Below are 19,244 nucleotides of genomic sequence, written 5' to 3'. Positions count from 1 at the left end.
ACTCAGCTGCGCAGACGTGCGAAACGGTCAAGTTTGAGCTCGCAGCCGTCATTTGACGCTTTCTGCAAATCGATCCTGAACTCGTCTCCACAGTTTCAAAGTCGTGTAGGGGCCATTCCTACGATGAAAGCGTTCGCAGAAGTTCCAGGATTTCGCTTCAGCAACGATGAACGCTATGATCACCACTGCGGGCCCTTGCTGACGCACATGCAAGGGCCCCGACGAGGCGCCAATGCGATCAATCTTACGCTTGTCTCGTGCGTAAGCGTTCGGCGTAACCGGCGTCCAAATGCCCCACGCCAACGGGCAGCATCCTTTCGAGGCCCTCGCGCAGTTCGTCCTTATTGAGCCACCCTTTGCCAGTCGCATCGAGCTTTGCCCAGTGGCCCTCACTGGTTACACTGTCGAATGGCCTGCCGTCCAATTGTGCTAGGCGCGATTGGCCGTCCATATATTCGCTTTTCGTGACCTTTCCGTCCTTGTCGGTGTCTGCCCACTCGACTTGCTGCTTGGTCAGCCTTGCGTAGAAGTCGTCAATGAGCTGAGCGTCAGTTCGAAGTGGCGGAGCCTTCGGCGGCGCCGAAAACGCGGTTCCAACCTTCTCATCCGCCACGGAGGAGCCCTTGCGGGCTCTCGGGACAAAGAGACTATAAATTGAATTGTCCGATCCTACTTTCATGAAAGTCAATATCCCTTTTTAGGTCAGCGTTATGCAATTACAGGCTGAAGAGCAGGCCTTGCTTCAAACTTGCAGCATGCGCCCATTGAGGCGCTGTGTTGCAACTGTAACAATATAGCGGGAACACCGGGACCACAGTGGCAAGCGATGGACTGCGGACCTTCCGGTGGGACGATTTCAATCGTGCGAGGCGATCTCTAGCAGAGGCAGTTTAGTCGACGAACGCGACGATCACCCCGGGCTTGACCATCGCCGCCAATTCCTCAACGTCCCAGTTGGTCAGGCGAACGCATCCATGTGATCCAGTCTTGTCGATGAGGGAGGGTTCCGGCGTGCCGTGAATCCCATAAGTCGGCTCTGTCAGATCGATCCACACCGTTCCGACGGGCCCATTGGGACCGCTTGGCAGTCTGAGAACCTTTGTGTTCTTGCCCTGCTGAAAGTTGACCTTCGGGTTGTAGCTGTAGGGGGGCATGCGGGCGACACCTTTGACCTTGTGAGTACCTGAAGGCGACGGCGTTTCTTCGCTGCCGATCGTGGCGGGGTAAACAGAAATCAGCGAACCGTCCTTATCGAACGCAAGAACTTGCCCAGTATGTCTTCGCACTTCGATCCGTTTAACCGCGCCTTGTTTCGGGTCGCCTGGCATCGCCACAATGACTGTTGCTCCGACGGCAAATGTCGAGCCAGCATTCAGTGCCTTCAAAAGGTCGATATCCATGTGGAACCGCTCCGATAGCCGCTCCGCAACGCTTATGTAGCCGAGGTACCTCATCTTAGCCTGCTTGGCGTAGTCTTTTGGAATGTGGTCGACGAGCGCTTTCGCGTCGTCCCGGGAGATCACGTAGGGCTGTACGACCGGTCTGTGGTCTGTAAGGAAGCGGATGACTTCAGGGTTCAGCTTTCCATCTGTCGCGATGCCCCGCATGGCTTCCAGCCCAGCGATCGCCTTGCTGACGTTCTCACCATAGTGCCCGTCTATCACCCCGGGAGATGACCCCACGCGATCCAGAAGGACCTGAAGACGAACGATAGCGGGATCTGGTCGAGGCGCGGCATCGGCTGGTCGGTCCGCCGGAATGGCCTCGATCGCGGCATTGTTGATGGATTCCGCACTTAGTTCCTGCGCGCTCACGGTGCCGAGCAGGCATAGGGTAAGCGACGCTGCGAGAAAGATCATGTTTTTCATGAGCATAAAATCTGCGGCGGCCGAACTTGTTCCACCGATGGAAGCCAGGAATTCCAAACGAGGCGTCTCTACCGTACGCTATCGTACACATGTTATTCATTGACGTCTAATATAGCGAAGTTACGATGCGGCCTGTTTGGTAAATCGACGAGGTAGGCAATGCTTGTTAGACGTATCCGAGACACCGATATGGCGATGCTCTCACGCTCCGTCCAAACCTGGTACAAACACTACCGGGCCACACCTAATGAGAGAGCATCTGAAATGCTTTGCAGTGCGGCAATCAGTCTTTTCAATCAAGGGCATAACACTCAGGAAGAGTTGACCACTTTGTTGATCACCAGGTACCCGGGGCCGACCGCAGTGCTGATCAACGCACCGACTTCACGATCCACTCAATAGGCTGCTCCTGCCTCCTCGAGGCTGGCAACGCGACATCAGTGCTGACGATTGGATCGGTCCGGCGTCAAGCTGCTGATAGGTCGGCCCAGCTTGGGGAGCGCCGGGCCGACCTATTGAGGATACGATTAGGTTGGGCTGCCCCGACCTTCCGAGAAGGCGAGGGAACACCACCTTGCAATCACAATGTCGCCAGGACGGCGTTCGGCAATTGGGAGCCGTAAATACGGCGAATCTTGACCTTGTTTTCGAGCGACTCGATGACCGAGGATGAGAAGTCCACACCGCTGAGTTTCTCGAGGTTCTGAAGCCCTCCGGGCGTGAATACGTTGATCTCCAAAATCCTGTCGCCAACGATATCAAGACCCACCAGAAACATGCCGTCAGCCACGAGCTTCGGCCTGACGATCTCGGCGACCTCAAGAATTTTGGGCGTGACCTTCACTGTTGCGGCCGTTCCCGCAGCACTGATATTCGAGCGAATGTCGCCTTTCGCGGGAACCCTGCGAAATGCCGCATAGGAGCCGTCCTTCTCCAATGGCCGTCCATTCATGACAAACAGCCGAACGTCACCTTCGACCGCGTCCGGTAGATATCCCTGAGCGATGAGGTATCCTTCATCGCTGACCGCTTCAAAGATCTGATTGAGGTTGGATTCCTTGCTGGATTTGATCTTGAAGACGTGTCTCCCACCCGATCCCTGCAGGGGTTTGAGAATGACACCTCGCTTTTGGCTGTCGATGAAAGCTCTGATCTCGTCCAGGCTCTTGGAAATGAGGGTGGACGGTCGAATGACCTCGGGGAAGTCCTGAAAATAGAGCTTGTTCTGCGCCTTCGCCAAGGCGTCTGGATCATTGACCGTCAGCACGCCGCGTTCGACTGCAAGCCGGCCGAACATCGCTCCGACATGGGCTGCCCAGGGGCGTTCATCGGCATCCAGCGAAGGGTCGTTGCGCAGGAACAGCACGTCAACCTCTCTTACATCGATCGTTTTGAGACTGGCCTTCTCATTCAGGTCAGCGATGAACGCATCGGCACTCTTCGGCTTGCCTGCGCCCGGCGTGGTGATGCGGACGGCAAGGCTGTCGTCGGGCCTAAGCACAAAATCGCCCGGGGTCACGTAGCAAACCTCATGGCCACGAGCGAGGGCCGCAATCGCAAGGGATGTCGTCGTGTAATAGGAGGTCTCGCTTTCGATGGCGTTCACGAAAAACGCAATTCGCATCTAGATTTCCTTTGGTTGAACCAAGTCGATGGGGCGCATTCCCTGTCTCGCTCTGTCGAGCCGTTCTCGGCCCTCGGCGGTTGCCAGGAACAGCGGGTGGACGGAAGGCGGCTTCAGCAAGCCGCGTGATGCAAGCTCCTCCATGATGGTGAAGTGAAAAGATGCGATCTTCCCCATCCAGAACGGCTCAAGTGCGCCGCCGCGCTTGAGGTGATCCAGCAGTTGCAGCAGGCCTCTGAGGTAAATCGCATCCTTGGCCAGGCCTCCACCGCGGTAGACCCTAAGAGCAAGGTTGAATGCCCCGGCGTGCGTAAACTCGTAATCCATGACGAGACGATGGAACGTTTCAGCAAAACTTGCGCCCGAGAGCATGTCGGCACATGCGACAACGCGAGCAGCGATCAGTTTGAGCCGTTCAGCGGTCAATCCGCCCGCAAGGTATTCGGCGAAAACTGCCAGACCTTCCTGCATTCCTTCATAGCCGGACAGCCCGGAACGGAAAAGCCGCAACCCTTGCGATGAGCCGTTGAAGTAGGTGAGAAGATGAACGCCGATTTCATGCGCAAGAAGCGGCTCCACGCGTCGCTGGTCCATCGCCGTTGTCTTCGATATCAGCAGGCGATGATCGGCCACCATCAGGCCAGAGGGAAGATCGTCGCGAAGCTCGATGTCCGCCTTGAAGGCTGGCCAAGCGCGTCGATAGGTTGCGACCATCGCCTCAGCACGTCGCTTGATATAGTAGACATCGGCATGGGGGGCGTTTGAATCCGGCCGATCATGACCCACCGGGCCCTCACCGACCAGCTTCTCAAGGATGGTCTTGGCCTCGCCAAGAAGTGATGGCTCGACGGAGCCGTAAAGGGCCCTGCCGAACTCCATGAAACTTGCGTTCTGGCGCGCAGCGATCAGCGAAAGCTGCAAGTCAACCTCGCGCTGCTTTTCTCGATAGAGATCATACAGGACCGGGTCTTCCATGTGGTCAAACGAGACCGAGAAAAGTCGTTGCTTGGCATTCTCGATCTGGATCGTCAAAGGGCGGTAGAGAAAGGTGGGCGCGCCTTTTAACCCGTTCGACTTGAACTCCTGAAACGCTTGCTGTGCATTGATCGGTGTGACGGCGAGGAGAACATCAAATGCCGATGCAATTTCATCTACGCCTCGGTCAACGCGGCCGACAGCATCGATGAAGGCACGTCTGCCCAAGGATCGATAGGAAATTGTCTTAACAAGCTTGGTCGCCGCCATGAAGGCACCGCACGCCCGCAGTCCGGCGTCAAACAGCGTCGAAATCAGCTGATCGCGAAGCTCCGGGTATATTTCTCCTGACTCCGGTGTTCTGTAAATTGGCGCAAACTCGACAGAAACCACTTCGCAACCGGATAAGGTGGCAAGTTGACCGTCGATCATTGAGGGCGGCGTACTGCGCTCCTGCACGCGCGGCGTGCGGAACCGGGCTTCACTTTCCATGATCGCCTTCGACAAGGCTGCGCCCGCCGCTGCCGCGTGCTCAGATGACCAAACCGAAACCTCAAATGGCGGCAGATAGGGTGCGTCGTCGGTCAGGAATCTGTCGCGCTCAAGCTCACCACTTCGAACAATCAGGAAGCAACCAAATCGCTTAGCGGCGACAGCGGTGACGGCTTCGACGATTGGCACCACCTGCTGGGGATCGGTGGCGAGGAGATAGGAAGCGTTGGCCTGGACCATGGCTCTTGCCACATCTTCCGATTTTCCCGTATCGATGTGCACAAAAAGAAAGGGAAGTTGTCGATCAATATGAAGGCGGCCACCTTCAGGTAGCCCCTTTCGGATCGGCCTGTCGTCGCGCAGGCATTGTTTGACATCGCGCAGCCAAGTGTCTTGCACCAGTGAGGTCTGCCGCGTCATGGATGGCGCCCCAGACTTCGCTCCAGAAGCGGGACGGCTGCGGATATGGCCTCCCGCAATTCACGCAGCACGGCCTTGTCCGGTTGCCCCGTCCACTCGTCCATGAAGATCTTCTTGAACTCGATGGCGATCGCACAGCCTGTTTCTGGAAAGTGTTCGTGAACGAACCGTGTTTGCTCTCCCTTGCCTTGGAAGGCGATGTTCTCACGCACATCCAACGGTTTACTGCCAGCCTTGAAGGATCGGAAGTGGTCCATTAACGGATCAACGACGTGTGCCCATCGGCCTCGATCCATGGAGAAGGTACCGATGTTGACGTCTGGTGCCTGATCGGGATCGGTCAACGTGTCCGGATCTGCGCGACGATGGTTGTAGCTATGAACGTCGAGGAGGACAAATTCCCCGTGGTTTCGCTCGACACCTTCTAGGAAGCAGCGAAGCATTGCGTAGTAGTCGTCGTGGATCATCAGAGACTTGGCGTGTTCTGATTGCGGAAGATCGTCCTTCCAGAGCTTTAGCCCCCACGCCTGCTCCGCGCGAAGGTAGACGGCTTCGTCGCGCCTTCGATTGAGATCGATCTCAAACCGAGAGCGGTGAAAGACAATCTGGTTTGGCAGGTCACCGATAAGAAAAGCTGTGAACGGGTCTTCCTCGCGCAGACGCTCAGCTTCGCTCAAAGCGGAAAGCGAACGCACACCTGGTCGAACATGGCGACCATCATGGATCGCCGTTCCAATAATGGGAGATTGGCTTCTCTTGGCACTCCACAGGGGACCGGAATCAGAGCCCTTGCCGTTTGGAGCCTCGGTGTCGTTCGTCAGTGATCGCGCCTTTCTGGATTTGGCCTTTGCCTAGAGTTGCCGGGGCTGCTGCTCGGCCTGCAAGGCACGAAGACGCTCCTCGCATGCCTGACGTTTCTTCCCCCTGGTGGGGAGGCGACCGCAATCGGCGTAGGCGCTCGAGCGACAACCGGCCGATGGTCATTGCAGGTTTCTCCGCACATGGTGATCTCCCTGTCGCGACGACGTGCGCCTCCTCCATGAGAAACTAGATCGGCACTCCACTCCATCAAGACATAGGTCGATCATGGAGCCCTCCATCAAAACGCCATCTTCAGGCAGGATGGCTGACCGCTGTAATTTAGCAACGCCTTAAGTAAAAATCGGCATTGTGATGGCAAACTCGCGCGATGGTTGGTGGCGGGCTAGGAAATACGCTTTTAGTTTTGCGTCTGAGGAGTTCGAAGGGTGGCTGGAGGAGTGGGCTCGCGGAGATTCCCACTCTCCGAAATCGGTACGTCGAGTCGCTGCGTGAACACGATATCGCCTGGCGACATGGGTCTTAGCCGAGTGAGCGCTTCGAGCGGTTCGGCGGAGGAGGGAATGATGAGTGATCGCGTAATAGGCTACCTGGTTGCGGCTGAAGTGTGCTCGCTGTTTTGGATAGGTGTCGGGCTGGTTGCTTTCGGGAGCCTTCCATTCTAGATCGGCGTGGCCGGTGCGTGGCCGGTGCGTGGCCGGTGCGTGGCAGGATGGCCAGGAAGCCTACCCTCCAATTCAAACCGCCTCGGAAAGCCCAATCGTGTCGGATCGTTTCGCTGTATATCGCGGCGTTGAGCCGGATTTCATCTTTGTTGCCATAGGTGTGCCGCTGCGAGCCGCATTTGCGCTCGAGGATCAGTCGCTCGGCTAGGCCTCGGGAGTAATTCCCCTGCAGCGCCGACGCGATAGCAAAATCGAGGGCGAATAGAGCCCGGCCTTCCTGATCAAAAAAGCGTGCCTAACGAATGCGGCCGAGACGGCTCGCATTGCGAAGTGCACTTCCGAGACCAAATCCATTTCCTCATCTCTCATCGATCGTTGACCGACAGGATCCGGTAGGCGTGAGCGCCGCTGGCCGGCCGTCACCCTGCCCGAAGTGGTGCGGTCCGTCCGATTCCGTACCGTTGAAAGCGTAAGACGCTACGCCGAATTCGCGAGGGGCCGTTGATCGGCAACCTATAGATATTGCCTGCCTGCGCTCTAGTTTAGCCGTGATTTAAGGGAGGGATATCGTGAGCAGTTCCAGCGCCATAGGCAGGACGCAAGCAGCCACCAGGCGGGAGGCAAGGGGAATGTCGGCGGAAGAGGCCAGCGCGCTTCTCGACGTCTTAGTGGCGGTGCGACGGGGGGACTTCTCGGTCCGGATGCGCACGGATCTGACCAACATGACCGGCAAGATCGCCGATGCCTTGAACGACATTATCGCCGCCAACCAACGCATGGCGCAACAGCTCGACCATGTGGGCGAGGTGGTCGGACGTGACGGACGGACGAGCACGCGGGTGCGTCTAGGCCTTTCCGATGGCTCCTGGTCTGAAATGGAAGGCTCGATCAACCAGTTGATCGACGATCTGCTTTGGCCAACAACCGCAGTTACGCGCACGATCACGGCTGTGGCAAAGGGAGACCTGCTGCAGACGGTGCCGCTCGATGTCGAAGGACGGCCCCTCAAAGGCGAGTTTCTGCGTTCAGCCGACATCGTCAACACCATGATCAAGCAACTGAACCTCTTTACCTCGGAGGTGACCCGCGTTGCCCGAGAAGTCGGCACTGACGGCAAGCTTGGTGGGCAGGCGCAGGTACCTGAGGTGACCGGCGTCTGGAAGGATCTGACCGAAAGCGTCAACTCCATGGCATCCAACCTCACGGCACAGGTGCGAAACATCGCCGACGTGACGATCGCAGTCGCCAACGGAGACCTGTCCAAGAAGATCACCGTCGATGTGCGCGGCGAGATCCTTCAACTGAAAGAGGCCATCAACACAATGGTCGATCAGCTGCGATCCTTCGCATCCGAAGTCACGCGCGTCGCCCGTGAGGTCGGGACCGAAGGTAAGCTTGGCGGTCAGGCGCTGGTGCCAGGTGTCGCGGGAACCTGGAAGGATCTGACGGACTCGGTCAATGCGATGTGTGGCAATCTCACCGCTCAGGTCCGAAACATCGCCCAGGTGACCACGGCCGTTGCGCGCGGCGACCTGTCGCGCAAGATCACCGTCGACGTGTCGGGCGAAATCCTTGAGTTGAAGGAAACCATCAACACGATGGTGGACCAGCTCAACGGCTTCGCAGGAGAAGTGACGCGCGTGGCGCGTGAAGTTGGTACCGAAGGACGACTTGGCGGGCAGGCGCAGGTGCCTGGGGTTGCCGGCACTTGGAAGGACTTGACCGACAACGTCAATTCGATGGCCTCCAACTTGACCGCGCAGGTCAGAAATATTGCCGACGTTTCGACCGCGATCGCCAGCGGCGACCTTTCGAAAAAAATCACCGTAACCGTCTCGGGCGAAATTCTTGAGCTGAAAGAAACCATCAATACGATGGTCGACCAGCTCAACGCCTTCGCCTCGGAAGTGACGCGCGTGGCAAGAGAGGTCGGCACAGAGGGCAGGCTCGGCGGGCAGGCCAACGTTCGCGGCGTGGCCGGTACCTGGAAGGACCTGACCGAGAACGTCAACTCGATGGCTGGAAATCTCACGGCCCAGGTTCGCAATATCGCCGAGGTCTCCACCGCGATTGCCAATGGCGACCTGTCGAAAAAAATCACCGTCGACGTTAAAGGCGAAATCCTGGAGCTGAAGGAAACCATCAACACGATGGTCGATCAGCTGAATGCCTTCGCCTCGGAGGTGACGCGCGTGGCAAGGGAAGTTGGAACCGAAGGCCGATTGGGCGGGCAGGCCAACGTGCGCGGCGTTGCCGGGACATGGAAGGACCTGACGGACTCGGTCAACTCCATGGCATCGAACCTCACGGGCCAGGTTCGCAATATCGCGGAGGTCGCCACTGCCGTCGCTCAGGGCGATCTTTCTAAGAAAATTACCGTACCCGTTTCCGGTGAAATCCTGAGGCTCAAGGAAACAATCAATACCATGGTCGATCAGCTGAACGGATTTGCCGGCGAAGTGACGCGTGTGGCCCGTGAGGTTGGAACCGAAGGCAGACTGGGTGGGCAAGCAAACGTCCTTGGCGTTGCTGGCACATGGAAGGACCTGACCGACAGCGTCAACTCGATGGCAGGCAATCTGACCGCTCAGGTGCGAAACATCGCCGAAGTCTCGACCGCGATTGCCAACGGCGACCTGTCGAAGAAGATAACGGTATCGGTGTCCGGCGAAATCCTTGAGCTCAAGGAAACCCTCAACACGATGGTCGACCAGTTGAACCGGTTTGCCTCGGAAGTAACCCGCGTTGCGCGTGAAGTGGGTACGGAAGGCAAGCTCGGGGGGCAGGCACAGGTGCCGGGCGTTGCCGGGACCTGGAAGGATCTGACCGAAAATGTCAACTCCATGGCATCGAATCTTACCGGACAGGTGCGCAATATCGCCGAGGTGACGACAGCGGTGGCCCGCGGTGACCTGTCACGCAAGATCACTGTCGACGTCAAGGGCGAGATTCTGGAGCTCAAGAATACGATCAACACGATGGTCGATCAGTTGAACGCCTTTGCGGGCGAGGTGACCCGTGTCGCGCGTGAGGTGGGAACGGAGGGCAAGCTTGGCGGCCAGGCACAGGTTCCAGGCGTGGCGGGCACCTGGAAGGACCTCACCGACAGCGTCAACTCCATGGCCGGCAACCTGACTGCGCAGGTCCGCAACATCGCCGAGGTCGCGACTGCGATCGCCAATGGTGATTTGTCACGCAAGATCACCGTGGACGTCCGTGGCGAGATTCTTCTCCTGAAGGACACGCTGAACACGATGGTCGATCAACTGCGATCCTTTGCCGGCGAGGTGACGCGTGTCGCCCGTGAAGTCGGCACGGACGGTCGCCTCGGCGGTCAGGCGGTTGTCCCTGGTGTCGCGGGAACCTGGAAAGATTTGACGGATAACGTCAACCTTCTTGCCGCAAACCTCACCACCCAGGTGCGCAATATCGCCGAAGTGACGACAGCGGTGGCCCGCGGTGACCTGTCACGCAAGATCACTGTCGACGTCAAGGGCGAGATCCTGGAGCTCAAGAACACCATCAATACGATGGTGGATCAGCTGAACGCCTTTGCGGGCGAGGTGACACGTGTCGCGCGTGAGGTGGGAACGGAGGGCAAACTTGGCGGACAGGCACAGGTTCCCGGCGTGGCGGGCACCTGGAAGGATTTGACCGACACCGTCAACGTCATGGCTGCCAACCTCACAGAACAAGTGCGTGGTATCGTCAAGGTGGTCACGGCCGTTGCCAACGGCGACCTCAAGCAGAATCTGACGGTCGCCTCGAAGGGAGAGGTCGCAGCACTTGCCGAGACCATCAACAACATGACGAATACCTTGGCAACCTTCGCCGACCAGGTCACGAGCGTTGCCCGTGAGGTGGGTGTCGAGGGCCGGCTCGGTGGTCAGGCCAACGTCCCTGGCACGGCAGGCACCTGGAAGGATCTGACAGGCAACGTCAATCTGCTTGCCGCCAACCTGACAACACAGGTGCGCGCGATCGCGGAAGTGGCAACGGCTGTCACCAAGGGCGATCTCACGCGTTCGATCCAGGTTGAGGCGCGTGGCGAGGTTGCCGAGCTCAAAGACAACATCAACACCATGATTGACAACCTGCGTTTGACGACGGAGCGCAACACCGAGCAGGATTGGCTGAAGACCAACCTAGCCCGGTTCACCAACATGCTCCAGGGGCAGCGCGACCTAACGCTGGTCGGAAAGATGCTGCTCTCGGAGCTGGCGCCACTGGTTGGCGCGCAGCAGGGTGTCATCTATCAGGTCGAGTCGGACGCCGACCGACCGCTCCTGTCGCTTCTGTCGGTTTATGCCCAGGGAACGGAGACGTCCCATCCGGTGCGCCTCGAGTTTGGTCAGGGACTTGTCGGACAGTGCGCCAGCGACGCGAAGGCGATCGTGATCACCGATCTACCGGGAAACGTGGTGCCGATCAGTTCGGGCGTTTTCTCTACCCTGCCACGCAGCGCAGTCGTCCTTCCGGTTCACTTCGAAGGTCAGGTGAAGGCGGTGATCGAGCTTGCTTCGGCCGGCCAATTCACCGAACTGCAGCTGTCGTTTCTTGACCAGTTGACCATGTCGATCGGGATCGTCCTCAACTCCATCGAGGCGACCATGCAAACGGAGGGCCTGCTCAAGCAGTCCCAGCAGCTTGCAACCGAACTTCAAACGCAGCAGCGTGAATTGCAGCAGACCAACGAGCAGTTGGAACAGAAAGCCCAACAGCTCGAGGAGCGAAACTTCGAGGTCGAGGCGAAGAACCAGGAAATCGAGCAGGCCCGCCGTGCCCTGGAAGAGAAGGCGACGGAACTCGCCCTGACATCGAAGTACAAGTCGGAATTTCTCGCCAATATGTCGCATGAATTGCGCACGCCGCTCAATTCGATCCTCATTCTCGGCCAGCAGCTCGGAGAAAACCCCGAAGGCAATCTCTCGGCGAAGCAGGTGGAATTCGCCAAGACGATCCACGGAGCAGGCACGGACCTCTTGAACCTGATCAGCGATATACTCGATCTGTCGAAGATCGAATCCGGTACCGTTTCTGTCGACGCTGAGGAAATCTCGCTCAACAATCTGTTTGAGGTGATGGCACGACCGTTCAGGCACGAGGCGGATGATCGTGGCCTCGCATTTTCCGTCGAAATCGCCGCGGATGTCACGAACAGTATCATGACGGATTCCAAGCGCCTGCAGCAGATCCTGAAGAACCTCTTGTCGAACGCCTTCAAGTTCACCGCCGAGGGCGGGGTGACGCTGCGTGTATCGACGGGAACGGGCAGCGCGTCGGTGGATCATCCTTCGCTGCGGTCGGCGCCTTCCATCATTGCTTTCGAGGTCATCGATACAGGCATCGGTATTCCCGCGGAAAAGCAGCGCATCATTTTCGAAGCATTCCAGCAGGCAGATGCATCGACGAGTCGCAAGTATGGCGGCACGGGGCTGGGGCTCGCCATCAGCCGCGAGCTCGCAAACCTGCTCGGGGGCGAGATCCAGCTTCGCAGCTCCCCGGGCGCGGGCAGCACCTTCACTCTTCTTCTTCCGCTCACCTATGCCGGTGCCGGCAGCGCTTCCGCTCGGATCGCGCCTGATCGGACGAATGTGGTACAACTCGCCGAGATTGCCGCAAGCCGGCGCGCCGACAGGCTGGAGCGATTGGAGGACGACCGCGAGGAAATAGCAGCCGACGACACGGTGCTTCTCATCGTGGAAGACGACACTCATTACGCGCGGATCCTGATGGATTTGGCTCATGACAATGGTTTCAAGGTCATCGTCGCGCTGGGCGGCAGTGAAGCACTGACACTGGCCAAGGACTACAAGCCGACGGCGATCTCTCTCGACATCTTCCTGCCCGACATGCTCGGCTGGAGCGTGCTCAGCCAACTCAAGCAGAACGTCGAAACGCGTCATATTCCTGTTCAGATCATCAGTCTCGATGAGGACCGGCAACATGGATTGACGCGGGGAGCATTTGCATGCCTCAGCAAGCCGACAACGCCGGAAGGCCTGGGTGGCGCCCTGTCACGCCTCAAGGACTATGCCAAGCCTCGCCGCAAGCGACTGCTTCTCGTGGAGGATAACGAGGCGGAGCGCGCGAGTGTTGCGGCGCTGCTTGGCCATGATGATATCGATATAGAAAGCGTGGCATCTGGCGCCGAAGCCTTGGCCGCGCTTCGACGCGACCCGGCCGACTGCGTTGTCCTTGATCTCACATTGCCCGATATGACTGGCTTCCAAGTCCTGGAGAAAATGGGCGATGACATCGCCATTCGCGAGGTGCCAGTCGTTGTCTTTACCGGCCGCGAACTTTCTCCGGAGGAAGACAGCCGTCTGCACAGTATGGCCCGCAGCGTCGTCGTTAAAGGTGTTGAATCGCCTGAGCGACTGCTGGACGAGACCGCGCTTTTTCTCCATCGCGTCGTCGCCGACCTGCCCGAAGCAAAGCAAGTGATGCTCGAGGCTCTCCACAGCTCCGACGAGGATCTTGTCGGCGAAACGGTGCTGCTCGTCGATGATGATGCGCGCAACATCTTCGCGCTCAGCAGTGTGCTCGAGCGGCGTGGCATGAAGGTCCTGACCGCCACCACCGGCAGCGAGGCGATTGATGTGTTGAACAACGCGCCCGCCGTCGCGATTGTCCTGATGGACATCATGATGCCTGGCATGGATGGCTACGAGACGATGGAAGTCATTCGTTCCCAGCCGCGCTTCCGGCGCCTGCCGATTCTGGCACTGACAGCCAAGGCAATGAAGGGGGACCGTGAAAAGTGCCTCGAAGCGGGCGCCTCCGACTACCTGGCAAAGCCAGTCAATACCGAACAACTGCTTTCGGCACTGCGCATGTGGCTGCACCGCTAGGGAGATCGTCGTGGATACTGTCAACATCCTCCTCGTGGACGACCAGCCGTCGAAGCTTCTGAGCTACGAGGTCATCCTCCAAGACCTCAGCGAAAATCTCATAAAGGCGCAGTCCGCGCGGGAGGCGTTAGAACACCTTCTGCGCACCGACATCGCCGTAATTCTGGTCGATGTCTGCATGCCCGAGCAGGACGGCTTTGAACTCGTCAGCATGATCCGGGAGCATCCACGTTACCAGAGTACTGCCATTATCTTCGTGTCGGCCGTCATGATGGCTGAGCCCGACCGGCTACGTGGATACGCAGCCGGCGCCGTCGACTATGTGTCTGTTCCCATCGTCCCGGAAGTCTTGCGGGCAAAGGTTCGCGTCTTTACGGAGCTCTATCGCAAAACAAGAGAGCTTGAACGACTGAATGCAGACCTCGAGAACAGAGTGCGTCAACGCACAGCCGAACTGGAGGCTTCTTCCACACAACTGCGTCAGTTGAATGAGGAGCTCGAGCACCGTATCGAGCAAAGAACACGTGAGCGCGAGGAGGCGCTCGCGCAATTGTTCGAAGCCCAGAAACTGGACACGATTGGGCAGCTTACCGGTGGGGTGGCGCACGACTTCAACAATCTTCTGATGGCGATCCTCGGAAGCCTCGGCCTGTTGAAGAAGCGGCTGCCAGAAGACGCTCGCGAACAGCGACTGGTAAACAATGCAATTCAGGCAGCCGAGCGCGGCGCGGCCTTGACGCAGCGACTGCTGGCATTCGCGCGACGGCAGGAGCTGAAGCCGACCACCGTCGATTTTCTGCGGTTGTTCGATAGTATCGAGGATCTTCTGAAGAAGGCAGTCGGGCCAGGCGTCGAGGTAACGCTCGATCTCGCACAAGATATTCCCAATATCCTCGTGGACAGCAATCAGCTCGAGCTTGCTTTGCTCAATCTGTTTATGAACGCACGCGATGCAATGGATGGCGCAGGCACAATCACTCTGGTCGTCGACGCCGATCTGGTCGCTTTGCCGACGTCCATCGGTCCTGGACGATACGTACGCATATGCGTGTCCGATGACGGCGTGGGGATGGATGAAGCCACAGCGGCGCGAGCCACCGAACCGTTCTTTACGACGAAAGGCCCTGGGAAAGGGACCGGATTGGGACTGTCCATGGTACAGGGACTGACGGCCCAATCGGGGGGTGCCTTCGCATTGACAAGCAAACAGGGGATCGGCACGTCGGTATCTCTCTGGTTGCCGGTTGCCGATCGCGTGGACACAACGGCACAGGCCGACCTGGAAGTCGCAGCGGAGGCTGACCTTCGGGCGGGTGGCGACCTTTCCGTGCTCGTCGTCGATGACGATCCGTTGGTGAGCATGGGTACGGTGGCGATGCTTGAAGATCTCGGCCACGTCGCGGTCGATGTAACGTCTGCCTCCCAAGCGTTGGAATTGCTCGCGCAAGGCCAGCATTTTGATATCCTCATAACCGATCATTCGATGCCGGGCATGACCGGCGCAGAGCTTGCCCGCATGATTTTCTCTTCATTTCCGCAACTGCCGGTTGTGCTTGCTTCGGGATATGCAGAGCTTCCCGACGAACAGGGTCTTACCGAGTTGGTGCGGCTGACGAAACCATTTACCCAGGAGCAACTGCGGCAGGCGATTCATCGGGCAATCGGTCTCAGAGCATCGGCGGCATGAGAACTACAAGACTACAAGTCCAAAGTGTGGAAGATGAGAGGGCGACACGGGGATGGCGACTTGGACGACAATTGATTTGCCAATTTGCGCCGGGTGGAACGAAATCTGCCGTATCTGCCGCTGAAGAGCGGGAACCATCCAACATCGGTGTCGTTTCGAAGGGCAAAGGAGAATCCCAATGCCTACGACAGTTCCCACTCCTGAAGAAACCCCAGATGTCCCGACGTCTGCGCCAGACTTTCCGGATCGAACCAAAGACAGGCCACCTCCGAGGCCTGCTGAGGATCCTTCCGATCCGAAAAATCCCAATGCTCCACCTCGTGATCCGGCACTGCTGCCCATCGGTGACCCGGCTGCAGCGGCATGATCAACGCCTCGATTGGCCGTTAGATACGAAAAAAGGCCCGCCGAAGCGGGCCAGCTAGAAGGTCCCAATATCACTCGGCCAGGCGGCCGAGAGTTGCTTCACTTCGTTGCGCTTTTAACTCATCTGGCAGCGCTACGGAGTACTACTTGTTCAGCGCATCCTTCAGCGCTTTGGCGGGCGTGAAGGTTACCTTTTTTGCAGGGGCAATCTTTATGGTCGCGCCGGTTGCCGGGTTGCGGGCTTCACGTTCCGGTGTGTCCTTGACTTTGAACTTGCCGAATCCTGGAATAGAGGTTTCGGCACCGGATGTTGCCGCACCGGTGATCGCTGCAAACACTGCCTCGACAATGGCCTTGCCCTGCGCCTTGGTGAGGCTGTGTTCACCGGCAATCTTGTCCGCAATTTCGTTGGTGGTGGTCATAGTAAGTTCCCCTTCTTAACGTGGAAACCCTACTCATTACAGCAGGCGTCTGTCACCTTGTTGCAATGCATACGGCTCCACTGGATAGGTATTTCCACAATTTCGCGTAGGCGATAGCCCTTCGCACTCCTTTTTATGGTTGCTGGAAATGCGCGGCGGCCTGTGCTTGCCTCCCAAAGCTAGTGATCCTATCGGCGCCGGCCCTCTTAGTCCGCCCCGCACCCGCGAGCGTGGTTTCTCCAAACGGTTGGCTCAAGCAAATAGCATGCAGAAGCGCGCTTCCTTCGGTCGTCGCTGCTCTGGCGTTGTATATGTGCCGGTTTTTCCGTTTTTCCCATGGCAACAGCACTTCAAAGTGCTGCCGGCAACGGCGTGCAGCCTTTAATGTTGCTTTTGGCCGGCACTTTTGCCGTCGCTGGAGCGCGAACGCTCTTCCACCCTCTCGGCTCCCTTGGAAAGCGCGGAGCCCTTCCTCTCCTCGACCTTCCTCTCCTCCTGACGAGTTTCCTTTCTGAGTGCGCTGGCGGACTGGCGCCCGCCGTCAGATGTCGACGATTTCATGACCATCCTCCTCAATTCCGGAATGATGTCGGGTGAACTTGTGCGACGTCCAAATGTTCCCGGAGGGCCACGCTTTGCCGCTTTCTTCATCCGGTTGCATTGGCGACAAAGAAGCGCGAATTTTCGCACCTCTTCCCACGCCTGCAGAACCGTTCCGGCGGCTCGCGGTCTGCGGGCGCGGCGACGTCGTGCTGGCTCGCACCGATGCCAGTATCTGCCACCGGTTCTCGGCCACCAGGAGCCGAGCAAGAGACAATAGACGAGTTCGGACAGGTGTGTTTTTCATCCCTTGGTTGAGAGATCGTGTACTCTTTGGACCGCTCGACGTTATGTAGTAGGAACAAAGGGCGAAACATCGTCGAAAGCGGCGATAGCAACACGCGCCTACATTCCTCAGATTTCGGTGGTTGATCTTGGAGCCGTCCCCAGCCCCTCCCGGACCAACAGGCATCCGGCTGTGGGTAAGGCGAATTACCTACGGTCGGATGCGCCATGCATGTTTGAACTTATCTTGCTCCCTTGACCGGCTGGGCGGCATGAAGCAGATGAGTGAGTTATTTCTTCTTGATGATACTGATGTTGCCGCTCACTTCAAGGATGGCGAACTTGATGTCCTTTACCGACTCGATGCCCTCCTGGCTGCGCGCAGCCTCCAGGATATCTGTTCGGTCAAGCCTGCATCCCCTCAGCGCTGCCTCGTCATAGACACCGTCGCTGACGAGTACCGTCGGTAACCCATCGATGACATGCGCGGCGCGGGGCCACCAGCGTTTGATATAAGACAGCAGGATGTCGGTGGTGAAGAGTGTTAGGATCAGGAGAATGGCGTTGGTTATGGAGAAGTCTTCTCCAAGCATGGCCTGCTGCGTCGTCTCGGATATCACCAGCACGATCACGAGGTCGAACGGCGTCATCTGCGCCAAGGTTCTGCGCCCCGACAAGCGGATGATCAACAACAATATGAAATATATCGCAAGACCGCGAACGACCGCGTCCATCATCTCACCTCATGGGAAAATGAAAACGGACCGCTTGACGATATCACTGCCAGTCCCGATTTCGAATTCATGAAGCCAGGGAAACTGCGTTTGCAGTCTGAGTACGACGACCATCTCTGCATCCATGTCGGGCGGAAATGCGTACCCGACGCGCCCGTGGGAGGCAATCGTCGTCATCGGAGGTGGATCGATCGTTTCGACAGAAAACGCTTCGAAGAACTGTTTATTCACCAGCAGCGTTCGCGCATCCGCCGATGAGGCAAACGTTACCCTGATCTGATCAGGGGCGTTCCAACGGGAAATTGATGGGATCTCGAGGCTTGCGCCGGCAAGCGTCACCGTTTGCGAGGAGAAGGGGCCGCCGCGTCCAAGCAATCCCAACAGACAAGCAACAAGTATTATGGCAAAGAGGATCCAGGCAAGACGTTGGACAGCCCAGACCCGTCTTTGGAAGCGGCTATGATCCTCTACGCCATCGGGAAGTTGGATGCTGCTCACGCGCCTACCACCGCCTTGAATCGCTGGCCGACCAGATGACGACGCTGGCCAGCCCACACCTGTTTCGTCCATCCTAGTAACTTTGTCTTTTAAATCTGCCAGTTCAGCTAGCGCTCCTTCGTGGGTCGTCAATGAGAGACACCGCACCCCAGGTCAGGCCCCATAAACTGTTGCGGGCCTCAGGCTGTCACCCGGTCATGACGGCCTCTACCTAAAGGATGTAGCTGATGGGGTCGCTGCTGACTGGATGCGGAAAAACGCCCATCTCCAAATCGAAGACCGATTTCAGCACATCGGACCTTACGATTTCGGCCGGCCTGCCGTGTGCCAAGATACGGCCATTCTTCAGAGCGACGATCTCATCGCAATAGCGGGCGGCCAGATTGATATCATGCAGGACGACGACGATCGTCAGCCGGCGCTCATGGCTGAGTTCGCCCAGCAGCGCCAGGACGCCGTCCTGGTGCAGGAGGTCGAGCGCCGAGGTTGGCTCATCAAGAAGCAGGCATTGCGCGTTCTGAGCCAGCATCAATGCAATCCACGCGCGCTGCCGCTCACCACCGGACATATTGGCGAGCGAGCTGTCTGCAAAACGATGGAGATTGGTGCGCTCTATGGCTTCGTCGACCAATTTTTGATCGGCGTCGGTGAAGCGGCCGAGCGTGCCGTGCCAGGGAAAGCGGCCGAGCGCCACCAGTTCGCGCACCGTCATACTATCGGTTGCAGGGGTAAATTGCGGCATGTAGGCGACCTGCCGGGCAAATGTTCTGCCGCCCCAGCGCGCAAGAGGCTCACCTTTCAGATCGACGGCGCCTGAGGTCGGGGCGATCTGTCGGGCCATGATCTTCAGAAGCGTACTCTTGCCGCTGCCGTTCTGCCCAACCAGGCCATGGACGCGTCCGCTCTTCAATGTCAGGTCGATTCCCGAAAGGATGCTCCTCCCGTCGGCTTGAAAGGCAATCTGTGACATTGTTAGAAAGGCTGTCGACATGCGC

At 58.1% G+C, this 19,244-nt stretch carries 13 protein-coding genes; 2 read left to right on the top strand and 11 right to left on the bottom strand.

The window, feature by feature from the left end:
- Positions 1–244 precede the first annotated feature (244 nt).
- The 5 genes from BSG20_RS13315 to BSG20_RS13290 all read right to left on the bottom strand — a co-directional run bounded on the left by BSG20_RS13315 (position 245) and on the right by BSG20_RS13290 (position 6,200).
- Positions 245–679, bottom strand: a complete 435-nt coding sequence (locus BSG20_RS13315; RefSeq protein ID WP_072375918.1) for a hypothetical protein — start codon at positions 677–679, stop codon at positions 245–247.
- A 211-nt stretch (positions 680–890) separates the two neighbouring features.
- A complete protein-coding gene (locus BSG20_RS13310; protein WP_072375916.1) occupies positions 891–1,874 on the bottom strand; it encodes a L,D-transpeptidase family protein in 984 nt (327 codons plus the stop codon).
- A 574-nt stretch (positions 1,875–2,448) separates the two neighbouring features.
- Entirely contained in the window at positions 2,449–3,492 is a 1,044-nt protein-coding gene (locus BSG20_RS13300; protein WP_072375912.1) for a glutathione synthase, read from the bottom strand.
- Complete coding sequence (locus BSG20_RS13295; RefSeq protein ID WP_072375910.1) at positions 3,493–5,379, bottom strand: flavohemoglobin expression-modulating QEGLA motif protein; 1,887 nt, start codon at positions 5,377–5,379, stop codon at positions 3,493–3,495.
- Entirely contained in the window at positions 5,376–6,200 is an 825-nt protein-coding gene (locus tag BSG20_RS13290; RefSeq protein WP_083539916.1) for an N-formylglutamate amidohydrolase, read from the bottom strand. The genes BSG20_RS13295 and BSG20_RS13290 overlap by 4 nt, the downstream gene beginning before the upstream one ends.
- 1,292 nt (positions 6,201–7,492) lie before the next feature.
- Here BSG20_RS13290 and BSG20_RS13285 point away from each other — a divergent pair.
- Both BSG20_RS13285 and BSG20_RS13280 read left to right on the top strand, forming a co-directional pair.
- A complete protein-coding gene (locus tag BSG20_RS13285; RefSeq protein WP_420884118.1) occupies positions 7,493–13,717 on the top strand; it encodes a HAMP domain-containing protein in 6,225 nt (2,074 codons plus the stop codon).
- A 10-nt stretch (positions 13,718–13,727) separates the two neighbouring features.
- On the top strand, positions 13,728–15,404 hold the full coding sequence (locus BSG20_RS13280) for a response regulator (RefSeq protein ID WP_072375904.1): 1,677 nt from the start codon (positions 13,728–13,730) through the stop codon (positions 15,402–15,404).
- A 182-nt stretch (positions 15,405–15,586) separates the two neighbouring features.
- Here BSG20_RS13280 and BSG20_RS36440 read toward each other — a convergent pair whose 3' ends face one another.
- The 6 genes from BSG20_RS36440 to BSG20_RS13250 all read right to left on the bottom strand — a co-directional run bounded on the left by BSG20_RS36440 (position 15,587) and on the right by BSG20_RS13250 (position 19,240).
- Positions 15,587–15,769 carry a hypothetical protein gene (locus BSG20_RS36440; protein ID WP_177309839.1) on the bottom strand — a complete coding sequence of 61 codons (183 nt, stop codon included), beginning with the start codon at positions 15,767–15,769 and terminating at the stop codon, positions 15,587–15,589.
- A 144-nt stretch (positions 15,770–15,913) separates the two neighbouring features.
- Entirely contained in the window at positions 15,914–16,192 is a 279-nt protein-coding gene (locus tag BSG20_RS13270; protein WP_024316755.1) for an HU family DNA-binding protein, read from the bottom strand.
- Positions 16,193–16,573: 381 nt separating this feature from the next.
- A complete protein-coding gene (locus tag BSG20_RS13265) occupies positions 16,574–16,759 on the bottom strand; it encodes a hypothetical protein (RefSeq protein WP_072375900.1) in 186 nt (61 codons plus the stop codon).
- Positions 16,760–17,307: 548 nt separating this feature from the next.
- Positions 17,308–17,751, bottom strand: a complete 444-nt coding sequence (locus tag BSG20_RS13260; protein ID WP_072376051.1) for a DUF421 domain-containing protein — start codon at positions 17,749–17,751, stop codon at positions 17,308–17,310.
- 9 nt (positions 17,752–17,760) lie between these two features.
- Positions 17,761–18,381, bottom strand: coding sequence for a hypothetical protein (locus BSG20_RS13255; RefSeq protein ID WP_143147480.1), 621 nt, complete (start codon positions 18,379–18,381; stop codon positions 17,761–17,763).
- A 79-nt stretch (positions 18,382–18,460) separates the two neighbouring features.
- A complete protein-coding gene (locus tag BSG20_RS13250) occupies positions 18,461–19,240 on the bottom strand; it encodes an ABC transporter ATP-binding protein (RefSeq protein ID WP_072375896.1) in 780 nt (259 codons plus the stop codon).
- Positions 19,241–19,244: the final 4 nt, after the last annotated feature.

It is taken from the genome of Rhizobium tibeticum, assembly GCF_900110205.1.
Classification (GTDB): Bacteria; Pseudomonadota; Alphaproteobacteria; order Rhizobiales; family Rhizobiaceae; genus Rhizobium; species Rhizobium tibeticum.
The sequence above is the reverse complement of the archived record's forward strand: the minus strand, read 5'-3'. Positions and strand labels throughout refer to the sequence as shown.